This is a genomic window from Actinokineospora xionganensis (assembly GCF_014323725.1).
Lineage (GTDB): Bacteria > Actinomycetota > Actinomycetes > Mycobacteriales > Pseudonocardiaceae > Actinokineospora > Actinokineospora xionganensis.
Map to the genome: position 1 here is coordinate 600,371 of NZ_JABVED010000001.1, position 25,392 is coordinate 625,762.

The 25,392-nt window shown below is 71.1% G+C and carries 23 protein-coding genes; 8 read left to right on the forward strand and 15 right to left on the reverse strand.

Annotated elements, in window-relative coordinates; translation table 11 throughout:
- Positions 1 to 21: 21 nt before the first annotated feature.
- The 14 genes from dapE to GPZ80_RS02840 all read right to left on the reverse strand — a co-directional run bounded on the left by dapE (position 22) and on the right by GPZ80_RS02840 (position 13,525).
- Entirely contained in the window at positions 22 to 1,122 is a 1,101-nt protein-coding gene (dapE, locus tag GPZ80_RS02775; RefSeq protein WP_187218135.1) for a succinyl-diaminopimelate desuccinylase, read from the reverse strand.
- Positions 1,119 to 2,393: an MFS transporter gene (locus tag GPZ80_RS02780; protein ID WP_187218136.1), complete on the reverse strand. Its 1,275-nt coding sequence runs from the start codon at positions 2,391 to 2,393 to the stop codon at positions 1,119 to 1,121. The genes dapE and GPZ80_RS02780 overlap by 4 nt, the downstream gene beginning before the upstream one ends.
- Entirely contained in the window at positions 2,390 to 2,971 is a 582-nt protein-coding gene (locus GPZ80_RS02785) for a nitroreductase family protein (RefSeq protein ID WP_187218137.1), read from the reverse strand. Before GPZ80_RS02785 ends, GPZ80_RS02780 begins: the two co-directional genes overlap by 4 nt.
- Complete coding sequence (locus GPZ80_RS02790) at positions 2,968 to 3,645, reverse strand: RraA family protein (protein ID WP_187218138.1); 678 nt, start codon at positions 3,643 to 3,645, stop codon at positions 2,968 to 2,970. Before GPZ80_RS02790 ends, GPZ80_RS02785 begins: the two co-directional genes overlap by 4 nt.
- Positions 3,642 to 5,000, reverse strand: a complete 1,359-nt coding sequence (locus GPZ80_RS02795) for a hypothetical protein (protein WP_187218139.1) — start codon at positions 4,998 to 5,000, stop codon at positions 3,642 to 3,644. The genes GPZ80_RS02790 and GPZ80_RS02795 overlap by 4 nt, the downstream gene beginning before the upstream one ends.
- A complete protein-coding gene (locus GPZ80_RS02800; RefSeq protein ID WP_187218140.1) occupies positions 4,997 to 5,953 on the reverse strand; it encodes an aminotransferase class IV in 957 nt (318 codons plus the stop codon). The genes GPZ80_RS02795 and GPZ80_RS02800 overlap by 4 nt, the downstream gene beginning before the upstream one ends.
- Positions 5,950 to 6,702 carry an iron-containing redox enzyme family protein gene (locus GPZ80_RS02805; RefSeq protein ID WP_187218141.1) on the reverse strand — a complete coding sequence of 251 codons (753 nt, stop codon included), beginning with the start codon at positions 6,700 to 6,702 and terminating at the stop codon, positions 5,950 to 5,952. The genes GPZ80_RS02800 and GPZ80_RS02805 overlap by 4 nt, the downstream gene beginning before the upstream one ends.
- Positions 6,695 to 7,684, reverse strand: a complete 990-nt coding sequence (locus tag GPZ80_RS02810; RefSeq protein ID WP_187218142.1) for a hydroxymethylglutaryl-CoA lyase-like TIM-barrel protein — start codon at positions 7,682 to 7,684, stop codon at positions 6,695 to 6,697. The genes GPZ80_RS02805 and GPZ80_RS02810 overlap by 8 nt, the downstream gene beginning before the upstream one ends.
- Before the next feature lie 692 nt (positions 7,685 to 8,376).
- Complete coding sequence (gene rox, locus GPZ80_RS02815) at positions 8,377 to 9,801, reverse strand: rifampin monooxygenase (protein WP_187218143.1); 1,425 nt, start codon at positions 9,799 to 9,801, stop codon at positions 8,377 to 8,379.
- A gap of 120 nt (positions 9,802 to 9,921) precedes the next feature.
- On the reverse strand, positions 9,922 to 10,332 hold the full coding sequence (locus GPZ80_RS02820; protein WP_187218144.1) for a hypothetical protein: 411 nt from the start codon (positions 10,330 to 10,332) through the stop codon (positions 9,922 to 9,924).
- Positions 10,329 to 11,408, reverse strand: a complete 1,080-nt coding sequence (locus GPZ80_RS02825) for a molybdopterin-dependent oxidoreductase (protein ID WP_187218145.1) — start codon at positions 11,406 to 11,408, stop codon at positions 10,329 to 10,331. Before GPZ80_RS02825 ends, GPZ80_RS02820 begins: the two co-directional genes overlap by 4 nt.
- A gap of 172 nt (positions 11,409 to 11,580) precedes the next feature.
- On the reverse strand, positions 11,581 to 12,222 hold the full coding sequence (locus GPZ80_RS02830; RefSeq protein ID WP_187218146.1) for a class I SAM-dependent methyltransferase: 642 nt from the start codon (positions 12,220 to 12,222) through the stop codon (positions 11,581 to 11,583).
- Complete coding sequence (locus tag GPZ80_RS02835; protein ID WP_187218147.1) at positions 12,219 to 12,881, reverse strand: TIGR04282 family arsenosugar biosynthesis glycosyltransferase; 663 nt, start codon at positions 12,879 to 12,881, stop codon at positions 12,219 to 12,221. The genes GPZ80_RS02830 and GPZ80_RS02835 overlap by 4 nt, the downstream gene beginning before the upstream one ends.
- Positions 12,878 to 13,525, reverse strand: coding sequence for a glycosyltransferase family 2 protein (locus GPZ80_RS02840; RefSeq protein WP_187218148.1), 648 nt, complete (start codon positions 13,523 to 13,525; stop codon positions 12,878 to 12,880). The genes GPZ80_RS02835 and GPZ80_RS02840 overlap by 4 nt, the downstream gene beginning before the upstream one ends.
- Before the next feature lie 130 nt (positions 13,526 to 13,655).
- Between GPZ80_RS02840 and GPZ80_RS02845 the strand changes: the two genes are divergently transcribed.
- The 5 genes from GPZ80_RS02845 to GPZ80_RS02865 all read left to right on the forward strand — a co-directional run bounded on the left by GPZ80_RS02845 (position 13,656) and on the right by GPZ80_RS02865 (position 20,774).
- Positions 13,656 to 14,993 carry a hypothetical protein gene (locus GPZ80_RS02845; protein WP_187218323.1) on the forward strand — a complete coding sequence of 446 codons (1,338 nt, stop codon included), beginning with the start codon at positions 13,656 to 13,658 and terminating at the stop codon, positions 14,991 to 14,993.
- 71 nt (positions 14,994 to 15,064) lie between these two features.
- Positions 15,065 to 16,117, forward strand: coding sequence for an NAD-dependent epimerase/dehydratase family protein (locus GPZ80_RS02850; RefSeq protein ID WP_187218149.1), 1,053 nt, complete (start codon positions 15,065 to 15,067; stop codon positions 16,115 to 16,117).
- Between the two features lie 191 nt (positions 16,118 to 16,308).
- Entirely contained in the window at positions 16,309 to 17,196 is an 888-nt protein-coding gene (locus GPZ80_RS02855) for a hypothetical protein (protein WP_187218150.1), read from the forward strand.
- The gene (locus tag GPZ80_RS02860) at positions 17,196 to 18,971 is read left to right on the forward strand and encodes a GMC family oxidoreductase N-terminal domain-containing protein (protein ID WP_187218151.1); all 1,776 of its coding nucleotides are present in this window, start codon (positions 17,196 to 17,198) and stop codon (positions 18,969 to 18,971) included. Before GPZ80_RS02855 ends, GPZ80_RS02860 begins: the two co-directional genes overlap by 1 nt.
- A 696-nt stretch (positions 18,972 to 19,667) precedes the next feature.
- Positions 19,668 to 20,774 (forward strand): class I SAM-dependent methyltransferase, encoded by a 1,107-nt coding sequence (locus GPZ80_RS02865; RefSeq protein ID WP_187218152.1) that lies wholly within the window; start codon positions 19,668 to 19,670, stop codon positions 20,772 to 20,774.
- Between the two features lie 38 nt (positions 20,775 to 20,812).
- Here the strand turns inward: GPZ80_RS02865 and GPZ80_RS02870 are convergent, their stop codons facing one another.
- Positions 20,813 to 21,499, reverse strand: a complete 687-nt coding sequence (locus tag GPZ80_RS02870) for an IclR family transcriptional regulator (protein WP_187218324.1) — start codon at positions 21,497 to 21,499, stop codon at positions 20,813 to 20,815.
- Between the two features lie 176 nt (positions 21,500 to 21,675).
- Between GPZ80_RS02870 and aceB the strand changes: the two genes are divergently transcribed.
- From aceB to GPZ80_RS02885, 3 genes are all read left to right on the forward strand, one after another.
- Positions 21,676 to 23,265, forward strand: a complete 1,590-nt coding sequence (aceB, locus tag GPZ80_RS02875; protein ID WP_376771628.1) for a malate synthase A — start codon at positions 21,676 to 21,678, stop codon at positions 23,263 to 23,265.
- A gap of 2 nt (positions 23,266 to 23,267) precedes the next feature.
- Positions 23,268 to 24,455, forward strand: coding sequence for a DUF6986 family protein (locus GPZ80_RS02880; protein WP_187218154.1), 1,188 nt, complete (start codon positions 23,268 to 23,270; stop codon positions 24,453 to 24,455).
- Positions 24,456 to 24,556: 101 nt separating this feature from the next.
- Positions 24,557 to 25,390 (forward strand): hydroxypyruvate isomerase family protein, encoded by an 834-nt coding sequence (locus GPZ80_RS02885; protein WP_187218155.1) that lies wholly within the window; start codon positions 24,557 to 24,559, stop codon positions 25,388 to 25,390.
- Positions 25,391 to 25,392 lie beyond the last annotated feature (2 nt).

The window sequence follows — 25,392 nt, forward strand, 5'->3', positions numbered from 1 at the left end:
GTCGATCTCCAGTCGGGTCGGTCAGACGGTAGCGGCGAGCGCGGCGTCGGTGAACGCCAGCAGCACGGCCAAGCAGTGGTCGAGGGCGTCGCGGGTGACGACCTCGTGTGGGGTGTGCGCCAACTCCGGGTCGCCGGGGCCGAAGTTCAGCGCGGGGATGCCGTGCGCGGCGAAGCGGCCGACGTCGGTCCATCCCAGCTTCGGCCGCACCGGCAGGTCGCCGGTCTCGCGCAGCGTGCGCAGCACCGGGTGCGTCAGTGCGGGCGGGGCGGGCGGCGAGCAGAGCAGGACCCGCGCGTCCGCCGCCTCAGGGGCGAGTGCCTTGAGCTGCGCGACAGCGGCTTCGGTGCTCGTGTGCGGGGCGTGGCGGAAATTCACCCGGACCGTGCAGCGGTCTGGGACGACGTTGCCCTGCACTCCCCCGGAGACCGCGACGACCGACACGGACTGCCGGTAGAGCAGCCCGTCGATCTCCACCGGCGGCGGGTCGAACGCGGCGAACCGGCCCAGCGCGGCCGTGGCCCGGTGCACGGCGTTGCTGCCCTGCCACGGGCGGGCGGTGTGCGCGCGGGCGCCGGTGAATTCGAACTCCACCACCAGGTTGCCCTGACAGCCCGCCTCGATCAGTCCGCCGGTCGGCTCCAGCAGCACCGCGGCGTCCGCGGCCACCAGGTCATGGTGTTCGTCGAACAGCACCCGCATTCCGCTCTGGTGGGAGCCGATCTCTTCCTTGTCGTAGAAGGCGAAGGTCAGGTCGTGCGGCGCGTCCCGGGCGAGTTCGGCGAGCATCAGCATCACCGCGACACCGCCCTTCATGTCGACCGCGCCGAGTCCGGCGATGGTGTCGCCGTCGCGTCGTGGTTCGGCGGGCGGCGAACCGGGGACGGTGTCGAGGTGGCCCGCGAGCAGCACCCGGGTCGGCAGGCCGCGCTCGGTGCGTGCCACCACGTTGTCGCCGACCCTGGTGACCCACAGGTGGGGCGCGCGTTCCCGCAGCCGCTGGGCGACCAGGCCGGCCAGGAGTGCTTCCTCGCGGCTGACCGAGCCGATCCCGACGAGCGCGGCGGTGAGATCGAAGACGTTGTCGGCGTGCCGAACGCCCTCAGCGTGCTGCGCGGTCACGCCGCTGCCTCCAGTGCGTTGGTGATCCACCGGCGGCGGGCGCCGACCAGCATTCGAACCATGACCAGCGCCATGACGGCGGCGCCGAAGCCGTACACCGCGGGCGGGCCGAACGCGTGCGAGACCACGCCCGCCGCCCCGGCGCCCAGTGGGATCGCGCCCCACGCGACCAGCCGGTACGCGCTGTTGACCCGGCCCTGCAACCGGTCTGGGATCAGGGTCTGCCGCAGTGCGACGACCACGACGTCCCAGGTGACCGCCCCGCAGGCGGCGACGAAGAAGGCCAGCACCGTGGTCCACCAGATCGGCACCAGCCAGAGGACCAGGAAGGCCACCACGTGCGCGGCGGCGACGACCACCAGGGCGTGGTCCCGGCCGATCCGGCGCACCAGCGCGGGCGCGAACGGGGCGGCCAGCACCGCGCCCGCCGCCTCGGCGGCCAGCAGCGCGCCGTAGCCGAAATCGTTGAGGCCCAAGGTGTCGTGCGCGTACACGACCAGCACCGCCATGGCCCCGGAGGCGACGAAGTTGAGCGAGCCCGCCATCGCGGCGAGGTTGCGCAGCAGCCGGTGCCGCCACAGCCACTTCGCCCCGGTGGTCATGTCGCCCAGCAGGCCCTTGAGCGCGCCTTTGGGCGACGGGGCGGCGAGGAATGCCTCTGGCTGCTCGGCGGGGCGCAGGGTGCTCAGCAGGACGGCCGACACCAGGAACGTCATGGCGTCCACGCCGAACGGCAGCCAGGCCGCCACGAGGAACAGCGCCGCACCGGCCATCGGGCCGATGAACTGGGTGGTGGCGTTCTGGGTCGCCACCAGCCTGCCGTTGGCGTGCATGAGCGCTTCGCGCGGCACGAGGCTGGGCACCAGCGCCTGGGACGCGTTGCGGAAGTACGTCTCGCCCGTGCCGATGACGAAGAAGACCAGGTAGAGCAGCGCGAGCGAAGGCTGTCCGAGAAGGACGGCGAGCGTGAAGGTGGCCACCGCGCCGAAGCGGACGAAGTCGACGACCGCCATCGATCGTCTGCGGTCGAACCGGTCCACCAGCACGCCCGCGGGGATGCCGAAGACCACGTAGGGCAGGGTGAGCGCCATGGTGACCCCGGCGATCAGCCGGGCGTCGTCGGTGAGCTTGCTGGCCATCAGTGGTGCGGCGGCGAGCGAGATGCCGTCACCCGCCCCCGACAGGCCCGCGGCCAGCCAGAACCGGTTGAACCCAGAGCCCAACCTTGGCTTGCCCGCCACCGCGGTGCTCTCCGCGCCCCCGCCGCTCATCGCGCGGTCACCAGGTTCGTCCTGACCGCGGGCAGGACGCTCAGGTGCGCCCGCGCGTCGCCGACCGGGCGCTCGGGCTTGGGCGCGTGCGGGTCCGGCCTGCCGATGTACAGCCAGCCGAGCAGCTTCTCCTGCGGTGCCGCCGCCATGACCGCCCGAACCTGCGCGGCATCGACCAGTGGGCCGGTCCGCCAGATCGATGACCAGCCCGCCTCGTGCAGCAGCAGGCCGAGGTGGGTGACCACCGCGGTCGCCGCGGCGAGCTGCTCCCATTCGGGAACCTTGGGGTGTGGCTTCGGGACGAGGACCACGCCGAGCAGCAGCGGCGCGCGCAGCGCCTTGGCCGCCGCCCGTTCCCGTTCCGCACCGGTCGCGCCCTGGGCGTCGGCCAGCGCGTCGCCCAGCCGCTGCCGGGCCGGGCCGCGCAGCACCACCATCCGCCACGGCCGCAGGGCGGCGTGGTCGGGGGCGTTCATGGCCAGCGCGAGCAGATCGGTGATCTCGTCGTCGCTGGGAGCGTCGTCGAGGATGCGACCGCCGCTGCGGCGGGTGCGCAGTAGGTCCGCGACTCCGGTCACGAGGGCTTCCCCGCCGCGATTCGCCGGGCGACGTCGTTGTACCCGTGCTCGGCGCGGGCCACCCGCAGCGGCTTGCCCGCCCGGACGTCGGCCAGCACCAGCTGCTCCATCGCCGCCACCCGCGACACGGTGTCCACCACATCGTCGACGAGGTTCGCGGGTACGACGACGACACCGCTGCCGTCGGCGGCGACCAGGTCACCCGGCCGTACGGTGATCTGGTCGCCGTCGGCACCGACGGTCACCGGCTGCTGCGTGGCGACCATTCGCACCCGGTTCTTGCCCGAGCGCATGAACGTCCCACGCGTCCACATCGAGTACCCGATGTCGCGGATCCCGTCGATGTCGCGGCAGTAGCCGTCGATCACGGTCCCCGCGACGCCCTTGGCGACGGCGACCTCGGCGAGGATGTCACCCCACACCGTGCAGTGCCTGCCCTCGTTGGCGATGACGATGACCGCGCCCGACGGCACGTCGTCGATGAAGTCCGCGGCGGGCGCGGGCACGCCGTCGGCGACCGGCTCGAACCGGACGGTGAACGCGGGGCCGACGACCATGCCGGAGCCGGAGAGCCGTCGCACACCCCAGAGCGTGCTGGACACGCCGGCGAGGTCGAGGGCGTCGCTGACCGCCGCGGTGCCGTGGTGGGCCAGGGGGTGGCCGGTGTCGCTCATCGGTCACCACCGGCGATGACGTGGACAGCCAACTTCTGGCCTCCTTGGAATATGTTGATCTTCGAGTTTCGGCTGGCCTTCGAGCCGAAGCCCGCGATCCGCCCGCCGAACAGGTAGGTGTCGAGGCTGATCGGCATGGCGTGCACCTGGTCGGTGCCCGCTTCGACGACCGGGTACGTGGTGGGGGCGACCTTGCGCTGCACCACGTGCCCCTCGCGCAGCGCGTGGGCCACCATGGCCCGCCAGTGATCGGGCGGGCAGTCGAAACCGATGGTGACGCCGTCGCCGCGGATGTCGTAGTGCTGCTTGAGCACGAAGCCGCGGGGGTCTTCGAGCAGGCGCTCGGCCAGTGGTGTGCCGTCGTCGTCGACGGCGTCGGAGGTCAGCTTGCGCGCCCAGGGCAGCAGCGCGGTCACGAGTGCCCGCTCCTGGGCGGTGAACAAGTGGGCGAACGCGGGCTCCTGAACGAACGCGAGCGTCAACTTGTTCTCGGCCACGTACCGCGACCCGAAGGGGTTCACGTGCACCAGGGCCGTGTCGCGGACCGCGCGCTCCCACAGCCCGACGAACCCGCTGTCGGCGCAGTAGGCGCGCCACGAGTCAGTGTTGACCTTGTTCCAGGCCAGGTCCACGCGTTTGCCGTCGAACCGGACGCCCGCGCCGTCGACTTCGATCGCCCGCGGGTCCGCGAGGAACGCGTCGATCCCGACTGCCCGCATCCGCGCGACCAGCTCCACGCTCTCGACGTTGGGCGAGCCCGCGGGCTGCAGGACGGCGATGTGCTCCGGATTGTCGCAGCGACCCGACTCGCGTGCCGCCTGGCGCAGCGCGTCGGTGAAGCGGTCCTCACCGGTGTAGGTGAGGTCCGTGGGTGCGGGCGCGTCGGACAACGTGCGCCCGATCGCGGCGACGGTCTCGTTGACCCGGGCGGTGAACAGCGTGCCCGCGGGCGAGTCCGCGTTGTTCTCCAACACTTTCAGCCGCTCGGTACCCGCCTCCAGGTACCCGTCGAGTCGGCACACCCATGGGGCGTCCCCGAGCGCGCGGTCGGCGTCGATGAGCCGGTCGGCAGCCGCGCCCAGCCCGTAGAACGCGCGGACCTCCGCGTGCTCGCGGTACCGGGCGACCACGGTGCCGAGCAGCTCGACGTAACGGGCCAGCGGCTCGGCCAGCAGTTCCGCGCGGTCGTGCCGGACGAACACCGGGACCGGCGAGAGCGGGAACGCCTTGTTCCGGAACACCGGTGCGTCGGTCAGCGCCGCGGCGACAACCGTGCCGGTCCGCTCCGGGTGCGCCACGGCCGCGTGGGTGGCCAGCAGCGCCGCGGGCCAGTCGAGCAGTCCGGCCACGGTCATCTCGGGCCGCCCGCGGGCAACGCGAGCTCGATGGGGGTCGGCGCGCAGCGGCCGCGGGCTTGGTCGAAGTAGGCGTCGATGAGCGCGGTGGTCACCGGGCACACGGGCCACCTGGACACCGGCACGCCCGCCACCTCGCGCACCGGGCCGAACTCCAGTCCGGTCCCACAGAGCACGACCTCGTCGGCGGCGCGCAGCCGCTCCTCGGTGACCGCGTCCTCGACCGCGCTGAAACCCAGTGCGCGCGCCGCGGCCAGCACCCAGGCCCGGGTCACCCCGGGCAGCACGTTGTCGGACAGCCGCGGTGTGACGACCCGGTTTCCGTCCTCGACAAGGAACAGCGTCGCCGTGGGGGCTTCGCTGATCAGACCGTCGGCCGTGCGCAGCACGCAGGAGTCGAACCCCGCCCGCTTCGCCTCGGTGAGGGCGAGCCTCGGGCCGGCGTAGGCGGAGATGTTCTTGGCCGCGCTGGGGAACACCGCGTCCGACGGCCGTTGCCAGTCGCTGACCGCGAGCCGGACGCCCTCGCCCTTGGCGAGCCAGCGCTTGCGGCCGGACGGGGTGATCGTCACCGTGAGCGCGGACTCCGCCGCTTCATCGATACCGCCTGCGTTCACCGCGCTGACCGCGACGCGGACGTACCCGTCCTCGGCGACGCCCTGGGTGGCGATGAGCTCGTCGATGATCGCGGGCACCTCGTCGCACAGGGACTCGTCGAGCTCCATGGTCCGGCAGGAGTGACGCAACCGGTCGAGATGCGGCCCCAGCGCCCACACCGCGACGCCGCCCGAGTCCTGCTGGTAGACGCGGATTCCCTCGAACACCGACACGCCGTACCGCAGCGCGATGCTGGCCACAGGCAGCGTCGCCTGCTCGCGCGGCACCAACTCGCCGCGGTGGTGGGCCAGCGGCCAGACGGGGGTCTTCGTCTGGCCGCCGACGGCGAAGGTCACTGACCGTAGCGGAAGATGGGCTCCGCCGGGTCGTACGAGGTCGACAGGATCATGTCGAAGTGGCGGTGCCGCAGCTCGAGCGCGTTGGCCAGCGCGGCGATCGCGTTCTCCTTGAGCTGCGGGGTGTCGCAGTAGCGGTGAAGCAGTTCGCGGGCCGCGGCGGCGTGCTCGTCCTCCAGCTCGCTGACCGCGTCCTCACCCTCGTCGGCCGAGGCGTGGTGCACGAAGAACTCGTAGCCCTTCTCCGGCAGGCCGTAGACGTCGCGCATCACCGAGAGCATGCTTTTGCCGTCGCCGCCGACGATCGGCGGCTGGCCCTCCATGAGCAGCAGCACCGAGGCCACGCCCTCGGTGAAGTGGGTGCCGCCGTTGCAGACCCGCACGTTGTGCTCGATGACCGCGGCGGTCTCGGGCGCGACCGGCGGGTTCTCCAGGTCCGAGGCGGTCAGGCCGACCGCGGCGCCGAAATCGGCGAACGTGTCGAGGTGGCGCCCGGAGTTCGACAGCGCACCGGTCTCCTCCTCGTAGATGTTCTCCACCAACAGCACGCGCAGGCGGTAGTCCTCGATCCGGGAGGCGATGCCCAGGATGTTGCGGGTCCAGAAGCTCTTGATCGGCCAGCGGTGCAGCACGAAGTTCTGCAGCAGCCGCTCGGTGGCCTTGCCACCGAGGATCGTCTGGTACAGCTCGCTGGTCATCTTCTTGCGCTCGCCGATCATGCGGTCGAGCTCGGCGACGAAGTCAGTCATGGATCTGGGTGTTCCTTTCGAGGTGGTTCTCAGCCCCGCACGCGGTTGCCGCCGATATCGCGGTCGTGCGCGTCCGTTCGGTGAGCGCTTGGACGGCCGCGTCGTAGCCCTGGGTGGCGACCAGGTCGTAGAAGTGGTCCGCTCCGTCGAGATTGACGTCGAGCATGCCGGTGAGCACCGATTTCGAGGTGTCGTCGGCGAGCATCCGCAATTGGGTGGCCAGGGTGGTTCGGTCGGCCGCGATCGGGTCGAAACGCAGTTTCGCCCCGTGTCGCACGATCAGGTGCGCGACGATGACCTCCAGCCGCAGGTTGCCGCCGCCCTTGCCGACGCCCCCGATCGAGGCGTCGACCGCTGTCGCCCCCGCGGTCAGCGCGGCCTTGGCGTTGCCGTAGGCCAGGCCCAGATTGTCGTGCGCGTGGAAGCCGACCGGCACCTCGCTCGCCCCGACCGCGGCGGCCACCAGGGTGGACACCCTCTCCGAGTCGAGGCTGCCGTTCGAGTCGGCGAGGTAGACGACATGGGCGCCCGCGGCGGCGCAGGCGGCGGTGGCCGCGGCGACCTCGTCCGGGGAGCGCTCACTGACCCTGGTGAGGTTCATGGCCACATCCAGGCCCGCCGCGCGCGCGGCGGCCACGTAGGGCTCGGCCCTCGTGATCGAACCGCCCGCGACGAGCACGCGCGCCATCGACACGCCCTGGTGCGGCAGTTCGGCGATCCGGTCGAGCGACACTTCGCCGGGCCGCACCATCACCGCGAGCGCGGGCCGCTCGGCCACGGCTGCCAATGCGGCCAGGTAGGCGGGCGGGCAACTCGCCGAAGGCCTGCGGGCGTCGTGTTGGTCGCGCAGATAGCCGACCTCGGCGCAGTTGACACCGACCAGGCCGACGGTGCGCACGATGGACTCGGCCTCGCCGAGAGTCCAACCGTGCCCGTTGACATAACCGCCGTCACGCAATGTGACATCAAGAAGAATTGACACCGGACTCGCGATCATTGTGTCGAATAGCCGCACTCGAAAAAGTGCAGGCGGAAAAATACGAATTCACCCCGAGCCCCCGAAGCCCGGGATGATGATAGTCACGGTCAGGGTGCCACACAAGCGTGTCCCCCATCACCCACCATAATAGTCCGATCGGCCGCCGCAAATAGTCCGAGTGGCCGCGAATTTCGGGTGACGGTCGGCCGTCAAATTCATTCACATCAGTCCCGATGGGAATTGTCGACTCTTGCGCGGCGGGTGAACAGTGGCTCCTTTGTCGCGGGTTGCCTCGCCACGCGGAGCGCATGGACACCGAGCACAGAGCGTGATCGACTTCGGTTCGGTCGATCACGCAACCAGTCCCAGATCCAGCGTCACGCGTCGACGACAAGCCTGACCTGGGATCGCGGCAAAAGGCAATCACGATTGCCTGGTCGTAGTCACGGATCGTGAGCCCCGGCGCCCTCATCAGCTCATTCCGCCCAGCGTGACCATGCCTCTCGGGCTGGCGTGCCATCGTTTCAGGTCGAAATTCCGCCATTTGGCCCGCGCACCGCCACACCCATCGCAGCCCGGGCCCATCGCAGCCCGGGCCTATCCGCCGCCGACGCGTTCGTTGTCGACCGCCGGCTTTATGGGCATTCACGCCTCGTGGTTGTGACCGCGGCACCGCCCGGGTCGACCGGGCGCGCTCAGCAGGCGGCGCCGAACCACTTCCGCAGCGCCCCGAGTAGGTCTTCGCGCTCTTCGCCGACCCAGGCCACATGGCCGTCCGGGCGCAGCAGCGCGGCGGGCACGTCGAGTTCCTCGCTGAGGTCGACGACGTGACGAACCCGGTCTTCCCAGCCCGGCACCGAGAGCCTTCCGGTTTGGTCGAGCAACAACCCTCGGCCGGTGTGCATCAGGTCGTAGAGGCGGCCGCGCTTGAGAGCCATGTCCCGCAGCCGCTTTCCGAGCAGGTCGTGGCCTTCCCCGAAGTCGTAGCGGATTCCGATCGCGGTGATCTTTTCGATCAGGTGCCGGTTCACGTCATCGAAGTCCATCAGTTCCGAGAGCAGCCTGCGCACCGCCTGGGCGCCCGGGTCGGTGGACATGAGCTGCATCTGCGCGCGGGTGTTGTCCAGGACGTCGGCGGCGACCGGGTGCCGCTCGGCCTCGTAGGTGTCCAGTAGGTCTTGGGGGGCCCAACCGTTGACTTCGGCGGCCAGTTTCCAGCCGAGGTTGAACGCGTCCTGGATGCCCAGGTTGAGGCCTTGCCCGCCGGTCGGCGGGTGGATGTGCGCGGCGTCGCCCGCGAGGAGGACCCGGCCGGTGCGGTAGCGCTCGGCCAGGCGGGTGGCGTCACCGAAGCGGGAGAGCCAACGCGGTGAGTGCACACCGAAGTCGGTGCCTCCCCAGGCGTGCAGCTGCGTGGTGAACTCCTCGAGGGTCGGCGGGACAGTACGGTCCTCGGCGACCCCTTCCGCGGGCACGACGACGCGGTACAGCCCGTCCCCCAGCGGCATGGCGCCGAACCGGCGTTGGGTCTTGTGGACCTCGGCCATCACGGCGGCCAGCGTCTCCGGCGAGGCGGTCAGTTCCATTTCGCCGAGCAGGGTCTCGACCCGGCTGGGCTCGCCGGGGAACCCGATGCCGACCACCTTGCGCACCGTGCTGCGCCCGCCGTCGCAGCCGACGAGGTAACGCGCGCGCAGGGTGGTGCCGTCGGCGAGTTCGACGGCCACCTCGTCGTCGTCCTGGCTCAACCCGACCAACTCACGGCCGCGCCGGATCTCCACGCCTGCCTCGATCGCGTGCTCGGCCAGCAGGCGGTCGATGGTGGGTTGCGGGATGCCGAGGACGTACGGGTGCGCGGTGTCCAGCCGCTGCGGTGCCTGCTTGGCGATACCCGCGAAGAAACCACCCAGCGGGTGCCGCGTCCCGAGCGCGAGGAACCGGTCCAGCAGCCCACGCTGGTCCATCACCTCGACACTGCGCGCGTGCAGACCGAGCGCGCGGACGACGTTGGTCGGCTCCGGCTCCTTCTCCAGTACGACCACGTTGACGCCGTGCAGGCGCAACTCGGCGGCCAGCATCAAACCGGTGGGTCCGGCACCAGCCACGATCACGTCAATCATGAATCCCCCAACTTTGCGGCTACGGCCGGAAAGTCTGCGGCACCACCCGGCCCTTGCGGCAAGACCCCCGGTGCGCTATACGTTGGAGGTGGCAAGGAGTGGGTGAACTCCTTGCCTTTGTCATGTCCGGCGTCGCCGGTACCCGGCCACGAGTCCGGCGGCGACCACGGCCGCCCACACCAGGCACAACGCGATCATCAGGCCGAGCGGATAGTCGCGGTCGTGCAGGCCCGGGTTCTCCGGGACGCCGAGCGGGTGCCACAGCAGCGGCACCGCCAGCAGGACCAGCACCCCCGTGGCCGCCGCGCCGGTGGCGACCGGGGTACGCCAGTGCGTGGGCAGGCGGGTGGCGATCACCAGGCCGGCGGCTCCGACGACGGGTGCGATCACCGCGTCGTGGGCGATGGGGCCGCCGAGAAACCACAGCCCCGCATGCCAGGCGTCGCGGGTGGAGGCGAGGGCGAACTCCGCGAGCAGGTAGCCGCCCCAGGCGAGGGCGGCGAGTCCGGCGACGGCGAGCACTGTCCTCATCGGACCTCCAGGCGGGACACCCATTTGGTCTGCAGCACGCCCGGGCGGTTGGGTGCGATGATCCGGCACGGATAGCCGTGGTCGGGGGCGAGGTCCTCACCGTTGATCCGCAGCGCGAGCAGCGTGTCGGGGTCGGCGGTGTGCGGGCCGGGCAGGGTGCTCGCCCGGTACAGCCCGGTCGGCTCCAGCGACTCGACCCGCACCGCCGCCCCCGGTGCGACGCCGACGAGCCGCAGCAGGTCGGCGACGGGGACGCCGGTCCAGTCGGCGGTGGCGCTCCAGCCTTCGACACAGGCGATCGGCAGGCGCGCGGTGGTCTGTGGCAGCGCGGCCAACTCGGCCCGGGTGAACCTGCGGATGCCTGAGGGCGCCCACACTTCCAGCCGCCAGTCCTCGGGCACGACGATCCCGGCGGCCCGCGCTGTCCGGTTCACCGCAACACCCTGCGGGCCGCGGTCCGAGCGGGTCGACAGTGGGGACACCGGGCGCAGGAACGCGACCGTGCCGCCGGCGGTGGCGAGGACCGCGACGCCCGACGCCAGCCATGTCGTGCGCAGGAACCGGCGTCTCGACCCGTCGACCGGCCGCGCCAGCCCGCGCCGGACCACGGGCAACTTCACCGCGACATGCACCAGGATCGACCCGACCGCCACCCACGCGACGGCGTAGTGCGCGGTCGGGAAGTAGAACCCCCACAGGTAGTTCTGCGCGACGTTGAAGACCCCGGTGACCGTCTCGAAGAACACCGCGCCGGACAGCACGAGGATCGACCCGCGCTCCAGGGCGTGCGGGACCGAGCGGACCAGGGGGCGTTCGAACAGCTTCGGGTAGACGCTCCACAGCTTCGCCAGCAGCAGCGGGATGGCCGCGACTCCGGAGGTGACGTGCAGGCCTTGGGTGAGGTGGTACAGATGGACCGGTCGGCTTGGCCACCAGAACCAGGAGTGCTGGATGCCGTGGCTGATCAGCCCGGTGACGAAGCAGACCCCGAACGCCACGGCGAGCCAGATACCGATTCGTGAGCTGACCCGTTCATCGTGGGCTGGGGATTGGAACCGGATCACCGGCTTCGACATGGCGTTTCCTTTGCGGCGAGCCGCATCTGGCTGACCGTGTTCGGCCGGCTCTGACCGTTGGTGCCCGCGGTCTTGAAGGCCTGCGGGCGTGGGGCATCGGGGTGCCTGTTTTGGGTGGGCCCTTGCGTTTGGGGCGGGGCAGGTGGGCGGGCTACGCCCGAGCCCACTCCCGTCACCGCCGAACCAGTTCGGCAAACCACCGGTCCTCCCGGTGTCCAAGCCAGCCCACGTCGAAGCCCGCGCCGCGTGCGGTGGCCGGGACGGCGTCGGCGCCGAGGAATGCCCAGTCGAACCAGGGGCCGGTTTGGGTGAGGCGGGCCCTGGCGGGCCGCAGGCCGATGCCGGGACGGTGGGTTTCGATCAGTGCGGTGCCGCCCGGGGTGAGCAGTTCCCGCAGCCGGCGCAGCAGTCGTACGGGGTCGCCGCCGATGCCGATGTTGCCGTCGGCGAGCAGGATGTGGTTCCAGTGGCCTTCCCCGGGAAGCGGGCCGTAGACGTCGCGGCGCAGGGCGGTTCCGCCGCGGGCTCGGGTCATGGCGACGGCGATGGGTGAGACGTCCACGCCGAGGGCGGGCACGCCTCGGCGGGTGAGGGCGACGGTGAGTCTGCCCGGGCCGCAGCCCACGTCGAGGGTGGGGCCGGCGCACCGGTCGAGCATGGTCTCGTCGGCTGGGCAGGCGGTGGCGCGCCAGCGGTCGCTGGACAGTTCGATGCGTTCGCCGGTGGCCAGCTCCAGCCAACACCCGGTGTCGCGCAGGGTGGGGCCGAAGATATCGACCCCGTGGGTGGCTTCCAGGTCAGCGGCCTGACTCATACGGTCGCCCCGACCTGGGCGAGTGCGGCGGCGAAGCGGGTCTCGGGGATGCCCGCGGCGACCATGGTGGCGTCGGCCATGGTGTCCACATCAGACAACACCGGCAGGTCGCGCACGGTCAGGCCGTTGCTCCGCAAAGCGTGCAGGGTTCGGGTGCCGGTGTCCGCCTGGGAGGTGGGGATGTGCCGTAGGACGTCGGCGTGGACTGGGTCGCGCAGGGCCAGGGCCCACCAGCCGCCGTCGGCGGCCGGGCCCAGGGCGGCGTCGGCGGTGTCGAGGTGGTGGGCGGCCTCGGCGAGCAGCGCGGGAGTGACCTGCGGGGTGTCCATGCCGATCTGGACGACTCGGCGCCCGGGGTAGCGGGTGGCGGTGTCGGCGTGGGCGGCGGCGAGCCGGGCTGGGAAGTGGGTGCCGCGCTGCGGGATCACGGTGCACCGGCGCAGCAGTTCGGCCAGTTCCCAAGCTCGGCTCGCGTCGAGCAGGGAGCCGGTGAGGGCGACCACGGGGATCGTTCCGGGAGTGGCCAGGACGGCGTCGAGGGTGTCGAGCAGGGCGGCCGCGGCGAGGTCGGCGGCCTGTCGCGGGGTGGCCGCGGGGCTCAGCCGGGTCTTCGCCTGCCCGGCGACGGGTGCTTTGGCGAGCACGAGCAGACAGGTCATCGCAGCACCACCGCCATGTCGCGGATCGCGCGGGCGGTGCCACGCACGGACCCGGACACCTTCGACTTCGTGCCCGCCGTGCGCGGGCGGTAAGCGACGTCGAGTTCGGTGACGGTCCAGTTGGCTCGGGCGGCGAGCAGCAGCAGTTCCAGCGGGTAGCCGAAGGCGCGGTCGCGCACACCGAGTTCGAGCAGGTCGGTGCGCCGCACGGCGCGGGCGGGGGCGATGTCGGAGACCGCGAGTCCGCGTCGGCGCAGCAAGGCGGCGAGGACGGCGTTGCCCGCGCGGGCGTGCCATGGCCAGGCGCCGGGGCCGGTGGGGACACGTCTGCCGACGGCGAGCCGGGTCCGGTCGAGTGCGGCGACCAGGGCGGGCAGTTCACCGGGGTCGAGGGACCCGTCGGCGTCGAGGAAGCACACGACGTCGGTCTCCGCGTGTTCCAGGCCGGTGTGCACGGCCGCTCCGTAACCTTTGCGGGGTTCGTGCACGACGGTCGCGCCACAGCGGGCGGCCACCTCCGGTGAGCCGTCGACCGATCCGTTGTCGACCACGATCGCCCGGTAGCCAGGGGGCAGCGCGGCGAGCACGCCGGGCAGGGCGGCGGCTTCGTCCAGACACGGGAACACAACATCGACTGGGTCCATGATCCAACGGTAAGTCCGCCGTGGACGGTCGGGAACCGTTGCGGTGCTTACCAAATCATGACGTCGGCGCAGATCTTACGAAGTGCTGACGAACCCGCTCGGCGTCAAGCGGGCACCCCCTCGCCTGGCTATGGTCGGGCCGGTGTCCGCCCCCGCGCCACCGCGCTCCAGCCTGTCCGCGCACCGCTCCGATCTGCTCGCCGCGGCGGGAGCGCTGCTGTTGGTCGCCGTCGCAGCCGGGGTGGGGTGGGTGTTGGGCATCCGGCTCTCCGGTGACCGGCATTTCCCGGGTGCGCCCCCGACGTTCGGCGAGTGGCCGGTGCTGGGCGAGTGGCTCCCCCATGTCGGGCCCGGCACCCCGGCGGCGGTCGTGCTGGCGGTCGGGGCGGTGGTATGGGGTCCGGCGCTGGTCGCGCGCCTGAGCCCGCGTGCCGCGTTGGCCCTCGGGTACGGGTTCGCGGTGGCGTGGACGTTCGCCCTGGCCATGGTCGACGGATGGGACCGGGGTTTCGCCACGCAGCTGACCTCGCAGGACGAGTACCTGGCAGCGGTCCCCGGGATCACCGACGTCGGCGTGATGCTGCGGACGTTCACCGGCCGCATCCTCGATTTCCAACCGGACTCCTGGATCACCCACGTCGCCGGGCACCCGCCGGGCGCGACACTGGTATTCGTCGGCCTGGACAGGGTCGGGCTCGGCGGCGGCGCGTGGGCGGCGGTGGCGTGTGTGCTCGTGGGCGCGCTGGTCGCCGTGGCGGTCCCGATGACGCTGGCGGCGGTCGGCGAACCCGAGCTAGCGCGCTCGGCGGTGCCGTTCGTGGCGCTGTTCCCCGGCGCGGTGTGGATGGGCGTCTCGGCGGACGCCCTGTTCGCCGGGGTGACCGCGTGCGGGGTGGCGCTGCTGGCGGTGGGCGCGCGCAGGCCGGTGGCGGCGGTGGCGGGCGGGGTGCTGCTCGGGTTCGGGCTGTTCCTGTCCTACGGGCTGGTGCTGATCGGGTTCGTCGCGCTGGCGGTCGTCATCGGCGGCCGGGACTGGCGGGGGCTGGGGTTGGCGGCGGTCGGCGCGGTCACTGTGGTGGCGGCGTTCGCGGTGGCCGGGTTCTGGTGGTTCGACGGGTATGACCTGGTGGTCGAGCGGTACTACCAGGGGATCGCGAACGACCGTCCGTACGCCTACTGGGTGTGGGCGAACCTGGCGTGTCTGGTGCTCGCGGTCGGCCCGGCGGCGGTGGCGGGGCTGCGGCGGGGGCGGGCGGTGCCGATGGTGGTCTGGGCGGCGGTGGGCGCGGTGGCGCTGGCGACGTTGTCCGGGCTGTCGAAATCGGAGGTGGAGCGGATCTGGCTGCCGTTCGCGGTGTGGGTGGTGGCCGCGGCGGCGGTGCTGCCCGCCCGGTCGCACCGCTGGTGGTTGGCCGCCCAGGCGGTCACCGCGCTGGTGGTGAACCACGTGCTGCTCACCAACTGGTGAGTTCTGACGGTTGTCTTACGCGGCGCCCGGATGCGGGGCGAGGCGCGGTGGGTGGTCGTAGCGTCGACGGCATGCGAGTGTTGATCACCGGTGGTGCCGGTTTCGTCGGGTCCCATGTCGCCGACCTGCTGGTCGGGCGCGGCCACGACGTCGTCCTGCTCGACAACCTGCTCCCCCAGGCCCACGGGTCCGGCCAGGTCCCGGAGTGGACCCGGGAGCTTGTCCGCGGCGATGTCCGCGACGCCGAGGTGCTGTCGCGGGTGCTGCGCGGGGTGGACGTCGTGTGCCATCAGGCGGCGGTCGTCGGGCACGGTGTCGACCCGTCCGACGCGCCGGAGTACGCCTCCCACAATGACTTCGGCACCGCGGTCCTGTTGGCGGCGATGCACCGCGCCGCGGTGCGCCGGCTTGTTTTGGCGTCGTCGATGGTCGTGTACGGGGAGGGCCGCTACGAGTGCGCCGAGCACGGTGTGGTGCGGCCGGCCGCACGCCGCCAGGCCGACATCGACGCGGGCCGGTTCGAGCCGGGGTGCCCGCGGTGCTCGTCGCCGCTGGTGTCGCGGCTGGTCCCGGAGGACGCGCCGTTCGATCCGCGCAGCACCTACGCGGCGACGAAGGCGGCGCAGGAGTACCTGGCCTCGGCGTGGGCGCGGCAGACCGGCGGGCAGGTGTGGGCGTTGCGGTACCACAACATCTACGGTCCCCGGATGCCGCGCGACACCCCGTACGCGGGGGTCGCGTCGCTGTTCAGGTCCTGTTTGGAGCGTGGGGAGGCGCCGACAGTGCTGGAGGACGGGGCGCAGCGGCGCGACTTCGTCCATGTCACCGATGTGGCCGTGGCGAACGCGCTGGCGGTGCAGACCGCGGCCGAGCCGGGGGCACTGGTGCCGGTCAACGTCTGCTCCGGCACCCCGCACACGGTCGGGGACATGGCGACCGAGTTGTCGAGGGCGTGCGCCGGTCCCCCGCCGCGGGTGATCGGCGGCGCCCGCCCGACCGACGTCCGGCACATCGTGGCCGACCCGAGCGCCGCGCGGGCACTGCTCGGGTTCACCGCGCGGGTGCCGTTCAGCGTCGGGGTACGTGAGTTCGCCACGGCGCCGCTGCGCCTGCCCGTGGCGTGACCACCAGGATTTGTCACCTGGCCGCAAATCACCTGCTCGTCATTCGTGGCCCTGCCCTGTTCTTGTGGCGAGCCTTGACCTAGGCCGTTCGGACCCACAACACTGCGCGCCACCCAAGCCTGACCTTGTGCCCTCGGCCCTCGGACGGTGCTCGGTCACACGGCACGCGAGAGCGCACATCGGAGTGGTACATGACTGAGGCGGAACCGAATCGCCGGGCATTTCTCACTCGGATGGGGTTGTTCGGCGTGTTGGCGGGCGCCGCGGTCGCCGTGCCTGTCGCCGCGCACGCGGGGTCATCCGGCGGCACAGTGCCGAGCCTGGTTCTCGATCTGGTTCGCCCGGCCTTGAACACCGTGTCCCGGCAGACCTACAACGCGCTGACAGTGTTCGCTGTGCCCGGGCAGGACGAGTACTCGACGCGGCAGGGCACCCCGCGCTCCGAGCCCGGTGCCATCGAGGCCCGGGCGACCGACTTCATGCTCCACGCGCTCGACAATTTCGTGCCGTTCCCCGACGAGTTGGCCCGGCCGATCGCGGGCACCCTCGCCGCCGGTCTCGGCGGGGTGCCGATCACCCTGTCCGGCGGGCTGCTCGGACTCGACCTGTCCGCTGTGGACTCGCTGGGCGGCGCGGTGGACGCGCTGTTGGCCAACGACGAGGTGTTGCCGCTGTCCATGGTGGTCGCGTTGTTGTTGAACTCCCTCGCCCTTCGGGTGAATCCGCTGTCCGCGACCGGGGTGCTGCAGTCCCCCTTCGCCCGGCTGACCTATGCGGAGAAGGCCAAGGCGTTCAGCCTCCTGGAGGGTGGGGACTCGACGTTGGTCGGCGCGGCCGACAGCGACGTGCCGGAGCCGCTGCGCGAGACGGTGTCCGGGCTGAGCGGTTACGTCGGCGGCTCGCTGCTCACCTTCAGCGCCTTCAGCACCTACTCCGAGTGGGCGGTGTTCTCGACCGGCACCCGCTCGGTGACCGGCGTCCCGGTCGGCTGGCGGATCAGCGACCACGACCCCGGCGTGCTCGACGGCTGGGACGATCTGCGCGGCTACTACCAGAACCGCAAGGCGGTGGCGGCCTGATGCGCGACGTCATCGTGATCGGCGCGGGAGGCTGCGGGCCGGTCGTCGCGAAGGAACTGGCCGCGCACGGGCTCGACGTGCTGCTGCTCGAAGGCGGTCCGCGGCACGCGAACCCGCGCCAGGAATGGAGCCTGCTGGAGAACGACGCGAGTCACCTCCTCAACGGGTATCTCCGTGCCGGACCGCAGGACCGATCGAAGCCCGCCTGGTACCGCGAGTTGCCGCAGAATTCCTTTCTCTGGCAGGTCGCCGGGGTCGGCGGCACGACCCAGCACTACTTCGGGAACTGTCCTCGGGCGTATCCCGGTGTGTTCAGCGGATACGCCGGGGCCGATCGAGGGAACTACGACGTCGGGCATCTCTTCCCGTTCGGTTACAGCGACCTGGTGCCGTACTACGAGTGGGTCGAGGCGACGCTGCCGGTGTCGACCGCGCCGATGGGCACCAAGGAGACCGTGTACTTCCGGGGCTGCGAGACCCTGGGCATCCCGGTGCAGACGACGAAGACCACGAAGGGACCGTCCTACCGGCCGCAGGAGAACGCGATCCTGCCGCCGGGTGGCCACGCCGGGCTGACCACCGACCGGTCCAAGCTGGTGTTTCCGCTGTCCACCGGGTGCACGTTCTGCGGGCACTGCATCCAGGGCTGCATGCAGCCGATCAGTGTGCCGCGCAACCTGACCGCCCGGCGTTCCACCGACAACAGCTACGTGCCGATGGGCCTGACCGCGAACGCGTGGTCGCCCCAGGGCAAGGCGGTCACGCTGGTCACCGACTCCATGGTCACGAAGATCCACACCGGTCTGGTGGACGGGCGGCTCTCGGCCACCGGCGTCACCTGGCGGGACAACGGGACCGGGGAACAGCACCGTGAGGACGCCCGCGTGGTGGTCCTGGCCGGGGGCGCTGTGGAAAGCCCGCGGCTGTGGCTCAACAGCGGGCTGCCCAATCCCAACGACTGGGTCGGGCGCGGATTCACCGACCACTACCTCGACCTGGTGTGCGGGGTGTTCGACGACGAGGTCGGCAACTCCAAGGGCCCGCACTCCTCGGCGCGCTGCGACTTCCCGGGATACGGCGCACTGCAGAACGTCGGTATCGGCCCGGCCATCCAGGCACTCGCGATGACGTCCAGTGACAGCGGCATCCGCGGTCAGTACACCAACGGGCGCGGGTTGACCGGCAACTGGGACGGGGCGACCGGCAGGCTGGCCGCGACCGAACTCAAGGACGTCCTGCTGCACGGTGTGGACCGGATTCTGAATGTCGTGACGCTCACCGACGACGACGTGCGGCCGGACAATCGGATCACCCTCTCGGCGATGCCCGCCGATGAGAACGGTCCGGTGCCGAAGGTGCGGATGGACCAACGCGGCCGGTCGACGCGCAGTGTGCGCAACCGGGAGTTCCTCGCCCGCAAGGCGGTCGACCTGCTGCGCGGCGCGGGTGCGAAGAAGGTGTACCGGATGGATCTGGCGCCGCTGATGATGCATGTGCACTCGACCATGCGCATGGGCGTCTCCGAGACGAACTCGGTGTTGGACGCGAACGCGGAGTCCCGTGCGGTGAAACGGTTGTTCGTCGCGGACAACTCGGCCCTGCCGAACAGCATCGGCGGGCCCAACCCGACACTGACCAGCCAGGCACTGGCGACGCGCACGGCCGAGAAGATCTTCCGGAATTACTTCGGCGGAGATCCCTGGGTGACGACCGGTGCGCCGGTCGTGTCGACCGATCAGCGGATCACCCGCCGGATGGCCGAGCTGGGTCTCTGAGTCACCGCGACGCACTACCGGCCGAAGCATTCCTGATCATGCCGCGCGCCGCCCGGGGCGAGCGGCGCTGACGGGACCTCGCGGGTGCGTTGGACGACCAGGGTGTCGCCGACCTTCATGCTCACCGTGCCGGTTTCCCGACATGCAGCACGAGTTGCTCGCCTTGGGGCAGCCGGTGTCCGTGGGTCTGCGGCTCCTCCGACGGGGAGGTCGTGGTGGGCGTTGGGCGCTGGCTGGCCGGAAGCGGTTCGACTGTTGGTGAGCCACAACCGGTCAGGGTGAGCAGGGCGCCGGTCAGGCGGGTCCGAGGACGACCCATGGCCGCTTCCCCTCCTCGGTCAGCACCGCGGAGATCAGCACGTCCTGTTCCCCGATCCGAATCGGGACGCCGTCGCCGTCGGCGACCACTCGCCACCCCCGAGTCGAAGACCTGTGTTTCGCTCTCCGACGCACGTCCGGGCCGTTTCGTTCCGGTCGCGCGCGGCTGATCACAGGCAGCCACTGGCCTGGCCCGCCGAGGGAGTAAGTGGTCAAATGGTGTGCTGCGATGACGACCGAGGACGGGGCACCCTGGCGCTGTGCGCCGCAATCTGACGCCTTATCGGGTGCGAGCACACTCGAAGGAGGTCCGACGATGAGCAAGACCAGCTCACCGAGCACGTGCCGCCCCCCGATGGATTCGAGGAGGCGGCAACCATGACCGCGACCGCTCCCACGGGCTCGGGCACCGAGCGCCGCGACGCACTCGCCGAGGCGATATTCCAGGCCACCATCGGCGCACAGGAACTACTGCACATCTACCTCGGCGACCGGCTCGGGCTCTACGCGGCACTCTCCGAGCTCGACACGGCGACCCCAGCCGAACTGGCGGGAGCGGCCGACATCGCGCCGCGGTATGCCCGCGAATGGCTGGAGCAGCAGGCGGTCGCGGGGGTGCTGGACCTCGCGCAGGACAGCACCGATCCGAACGCCCGCCGCTTCCGGCTCCCGGCCGCGGCGGCCGAGGTGCTGTGCGACCCGGACAGTCCGTATTTCATGGTGCCGCTCGCGCAGCTCTCGGTGAGCATCGCCCAGGCACTGCCCCGGGTCATGGCGGCCTTCCTGAACGGCGGCGGGGTGGCGTTCGAGGCCTACGGCGCCGACGCCCGCGAGGGCATCGAGCGGGTCAACCGGCCGATGTTCGGCAATCAGCTGGCGCAGGAGTGGATTCCGGCCATGCCCGACATCCATGACCGGCTCCGCGGAGCCGAACCGCCCGCCAGGGTGGCCGACCTCGGCTGTGGCAGCGGCTGGTCGACGGTCGCCATCGCGAACGGATATCCGCGGGCCTGGGTGGACGGGATCGACATCGATGAGGCGTCGATCGACTCAGCGCGCCGCGTCGCCGCCGACGCGGGTCTGGCCGATCGGGTCACCTTCTTCCAACGCGACGCCGCCCATCCCGCGTTGGCCGGACGCTACGACCTGGTGACGCTATTCGAGACCCTGCACGACATGGCACACCCCGTCGAGGTGCTGACCGCCGCGCGGGGCATGCTCGCCCACGGCGGCGCGGTCCTGGTCGGCGACGAGCGGGTCGCCGAGGAGTTCACCGCACCCGGCGACGATATCGAACGGTTCCACTACGGCTGGAGCGCCGTGCACTGCCTGGCGGTCGCCATGGTCGAACCGGACGCGGTGGGGACCGGCACGGCCATCCGCCCCGACACGGTGCGCCGCTACGCGCGGGAGGCGGGTTTCAGTGCCGTGACGGTGCTCCCGATCGAACACGACTTCTGGCGCTTCTACCGACTTGATCCCTGATCGGCGGGTCGGGACAAGCGGGTCGCATCGCGGTCAGGTCAGCCCAGTGCGGCGGACAGCTCCGCGGCGATTCCCTTCAGCGCGGGGACCACTTCGCCGTAGCGGTCCTCGCTGACGCGGGCGGCCGGGCCGGAGATGGAGATCGCGGTCATCGTGGGCGCACCGGGGACCGCGACGGCGATGCAGCGCACGCCCAGTTCCTGTTCTCCGTCGTCGACGGCGTAGCCCTGCTCGCGGATCGCGGCGAGTTGCTCGACGAACGCGGCCGGGGTGGTGATCGTGTGCTCGGTGTGCGCGGGCATCCCGGTGCGCCGCAGCAGCTCGGTGACCTGACGCTCCGGCAGCTGCGCGAGCAGGACCTTGCCCACGGCGGTGGAGTGCGGCAGGACCCGCCTGCCGACCTCGGTGAACATCCGCATCGAGTGCTTCGACGGGATCTGGGCGACGTAGACGATCTCGTCGCCGTCGAGCATCGCCATGTTCGCGGTCTCGCCGATCTCGTCGACCAGCCGCGACAGGTGCGGCCGCGCCCACGCGCCGACCAGCTTGCCCGCGGTCTCGCCGAGGCGGATCAGCCGCGGCCCGAGTGCGTACTGCCGCGACTGCTCCTGCCGCACGTACCCGCGGTTGACCATGGTCCGCACGAGCCGATAGATCGTCGGCATCGGCAGGCCCGACAGTTTCGCGAGCTCGCTGAGCGGCACTTCACGGCCCGCGTCCGCCATGTGTTCTAGCAGGTCGAAGGCACGTTCGAGGGACTGGACGCCGCCCGACGGCTTCTCGGTGTCTGTGGATGCCACGGAAGCATCATTCCATGATGCGAAAAGTTCTGGCGATTTCGTATGGCGAAAGTTATTGTTCGAGATACGAAACGCCGACTCGAAGGACTGACGTGACTGACATCCGGATCAACGGCGCCCCCGTCGAGCGCGGCGACGAAATCCTGACCCCGGCGGCCCTGGACTTCGTCGCCGATCTGCAGCGGCGCTTCGGCGGCACCCGCGACGCCTTGGTGGCCGCGCGCGCCGAGCGCCGGACCGAGGTCGCCCGCACGGGCAGGCTCGACTTCCTCGACGCCACAAGGGACATCCGCGAGAGCGACTGGACCGTCGCGGCGGCTCCGGAGGACCTGACGGACCGGCGGGTGGAGATCACCGGCCCGGCCGAGGCGAAGATGGCGATCAACGCGCTCAACTCCGGTGCCCGGGTCTGGCTCGCCGACCTGGAGGACGCCAGCACCCCGCACTGGGCCAACGTGGTCTCCGCCCAGGTCACCCTCGCCGACGCGGTCCGCAAGAAGCTGACGTACTCCGCGCCGGACGGCACGGCCTACCGGCTGCGGGAGGACGCCCGGCTCGCGACGATCGTGATGCGCCCGCGCGGCTGGCACCTGCCCGAGCGGCACGTGGTGGTCGACGGCCGCCCGGCGGTGGCGGCGCTGGTCGACTTCGGTCTGTACTTCTTCCACAACGCCCGTGAGCTGACCGGGCGCGGCGGCGGGCCGTACTTCTACCTGCCGAAGCTGGAGAGCCACCTGGAAGCGCGCCTGTGGAACGACGTGTTCATCCACGCCCAGGACGCGCTCGGCATCCCCCGCGGCAGTGTCCGGGCGACGGTGTTGATCGAGACGATCCCGGCGGCGTTCGAGATGGACGAGATCCTCTACGAGCTGCGCGAGCACGCCTCCGGCCTCAACGCGGGCCGCTGGGACTACCTGTTCAGTGTGATCAAGTACTTCCGGGACGTCGGCCCGGACTTCGTGCTGCCCGACCGCAATGGCGTCGGCATGACCGCCCCGTTCATGCGCGCGTACACCGATCTGCTGGTGCGCACGTGTCACCGGCGCGGGGCGTTCGCGATGGGCGGGATGTCGGCGTTCATCCCGTCGCGCCGCGACCCGGAGTTGACCGAGGTCGCCCTGGCGAAGGTCCGCGCCGACAAGGAACGCGAGGCCCACGGCGGGTTCGACGGCTCCTGGGTCGCGCACCCGGACCTGGTGCCGGTGTGTCGCGAGGTGTTCGACGGTGTGCTGGGCGAGCGGCCCAACCAGCTCGACCGCACCCGCGACGACGTGTCCGTGACCGCGGAGCAGCTCCTCGACGTGGCGAGCACCCCCGGCGAACCCACGGCGGAAGGCCTGCGGGGCAACGTGGCGGTGGCGCTGCGCTACCTCGAGGCGTGGCTGCGCGGCAGCGGCGCGGTGGCGATCTTCAACCTGATGGAGGACGCGGCGACCGCGGAGATCGCGCGCTCGCAGATCTGGCAGTGGCTGCGCAACGACGTGAAACTCGCCGACTCCGGTGAGCTGGTGACAGTGGACCTGGTGCGCCGCATGGAGGACGAGGAACTGGCGAGCCTCCGTGAGTCCCTTGGCGCGGAGCATTTCGAGGCGGGCCGCTTCGGCGACGCGCGGGCCCTGTTCGAGCGGGTCGCGCTGTCCGACGACTTCGTCGACTTCCTGACCCTGCCCGCCTACGACCTGATCGACTGACCATGGACGAGCTGCTGAGCGAACTGGACGCACTGCTCGCCCCGGTCGACGCGGAACTGCTGCGGCGGTATCCCGGCGACACCCACACCCGACAGCCGGTGCACACGGTGTACGTGCCCGCCGACCGCTTCCACGCGGACCTGTGTGCCGAGTGGGGCGCGGAGGCGACGCGGGCGCTGGCCGAGCACCCACTCGACCTCGACGACGAAGTACGCGCCCGGGTCATCGACAAGCTCGATCGCGAGCCGATCGAGGACCTGCGCGTCGACTTCGAGGACGGTTACGGCAACCGACCCGATGCCGATGAGGACGCCGTGGCCCGCACCGCGGCGGCCGTCATGGCGCAGGGCCATATGCCCCCGTTCGTCGGGATCCGGTTCAAAAGCCTGGAGGCCGCGACCCGGCGGAGAGGCGTCCGAACCCTCGACCTGTTCCTGGGCGCTCTATTGGACGCCGGTCCCCTACCCGACGGGTTCGTGGTGACGCTGCCGAAGGTCACCGCGGTCGAGCAGGTCGCGGCGATGACCGTCGTGTGCGAACGGCTCGAGGTGGCGCACGGGTTGCCACCGGGGCGGTTGCGGTTCGAGATCCAGGTGGAGACACCGCAGGCGATCCTCGGTCCCGACGGCACGGCTGCGGTCGCCCGGATGATCGACGCCGCGGCCGGGCGCTGCACCGGCCTGCACTACGGCACCTACGACTACAGCGCCGCACTCGGCGTCTCCGCCGCCCACCAGAGCATGGAGCACCCCGCGGCCGACCACGCCAAGGCGGTCATGCAGCTCGCCGCCGCGGGCACCGGGGTCCGGGTATCCGACGGATCCACCAACGTCGCGCCCGTCGGCGACAGCACGCCCGACGCGTGGCGGCTGCACGCCCGGCTGGTGCGCCGGTCGCTGGAGCGCGGCTTCTACCAGGGCTGGGACCTGCATCCCGCGCAGCTGGTGACCCGGTACGCCGCCACCTACGCCTTCTTCCGAGAGGGTCTTCCCGCAGCCGCCGAACGGCTGCGGGACTACGTGGGACAGACCGGCGGCGAGGTGCTCGACGAGCCCGCCACCGCCCAGGCGCTCGCCGCCTTCGTCGTGCGCGGCCTGAACTGCGGCGCCACCGACGACGCCGAGGTCGCCGAGCTCACCGGGCTCGACCGCGCCACGCTCGACAGCTTCGCCTGCCGCCGAGTCGGCTGATCCCAGCACCGCGGGGCCTTGATTCTCGACGCCCCGACTCGTACTGTCGTTTTCACACAGCAAAACATTTATTCCACAATACGAAATTCCGGAGGTTCGTGGTGGGTCACTCGCTCCGCTTCGAGGTGAACTGCTCGATCCTGTTCACCGACCTGCCCCTGCTGGAGCGGCCGCGGGCGGCCAAGGACGCCGGTTTCGACGCCGTCGAGTTCTGGTGGCCGTTCCCCGAGGCGGTCCCCGCTCAGGCCGAGGTCGACGCGTTCGTCTCCGCGCTGCAAGACGCGGACGTGCGGCTGGTCGGGCTGAACTTCTTCGCCGGCGACATGCCCGGCGGCGACCGTGGACTCGTGTCCTGGGTTGGCCGCGAGCAGGAGTTCCGCGACAACGTCGCCCTGGTCACCGAGATCGGTGTCCGCACCGGCTGCCGGGCGTTCAACGCCCTGTACGGCAACCGGATCGACGGTGTCGACCCCGGCGCCCAGGACGACCTGGGCGCGGCGAACCTGGCGCACGCCGCCGAGTCCGTCGCCCGCATCGGCGGCACCGTCCTGGTCGAGGCCGTCAGCGGCCCGCAGCCCTACCCGCTGCGCACCGCGGCCGACGCGTTCGCCGTGATCGACCGGGTCGGCGCGCCGAACGTGCGGTTCCTCGCCGACCTGTTCCACCTTGCCATGAATAGCACTGTGAACGGCCGCATTGATGGGAATGGCCTGGACAAGGTCATCGACGAGTACGCCGACCGCACCGCGCACGTCCAGATCGCCGACGCCCCCGGCAGGCACGAGCCCGGCAGCGGCGACCTCGCTGTCGACGCCGCCTTGGCACGGTTGGAACGGGTGGGCTACCGCGGCTGGGTCGGCCTGGAATACGTCCCGAGCACCACGACCGTCGAGAGCTTCGCGTGGCTGCCACGCGAGCGCCGGTCCGGCAAGTAGAG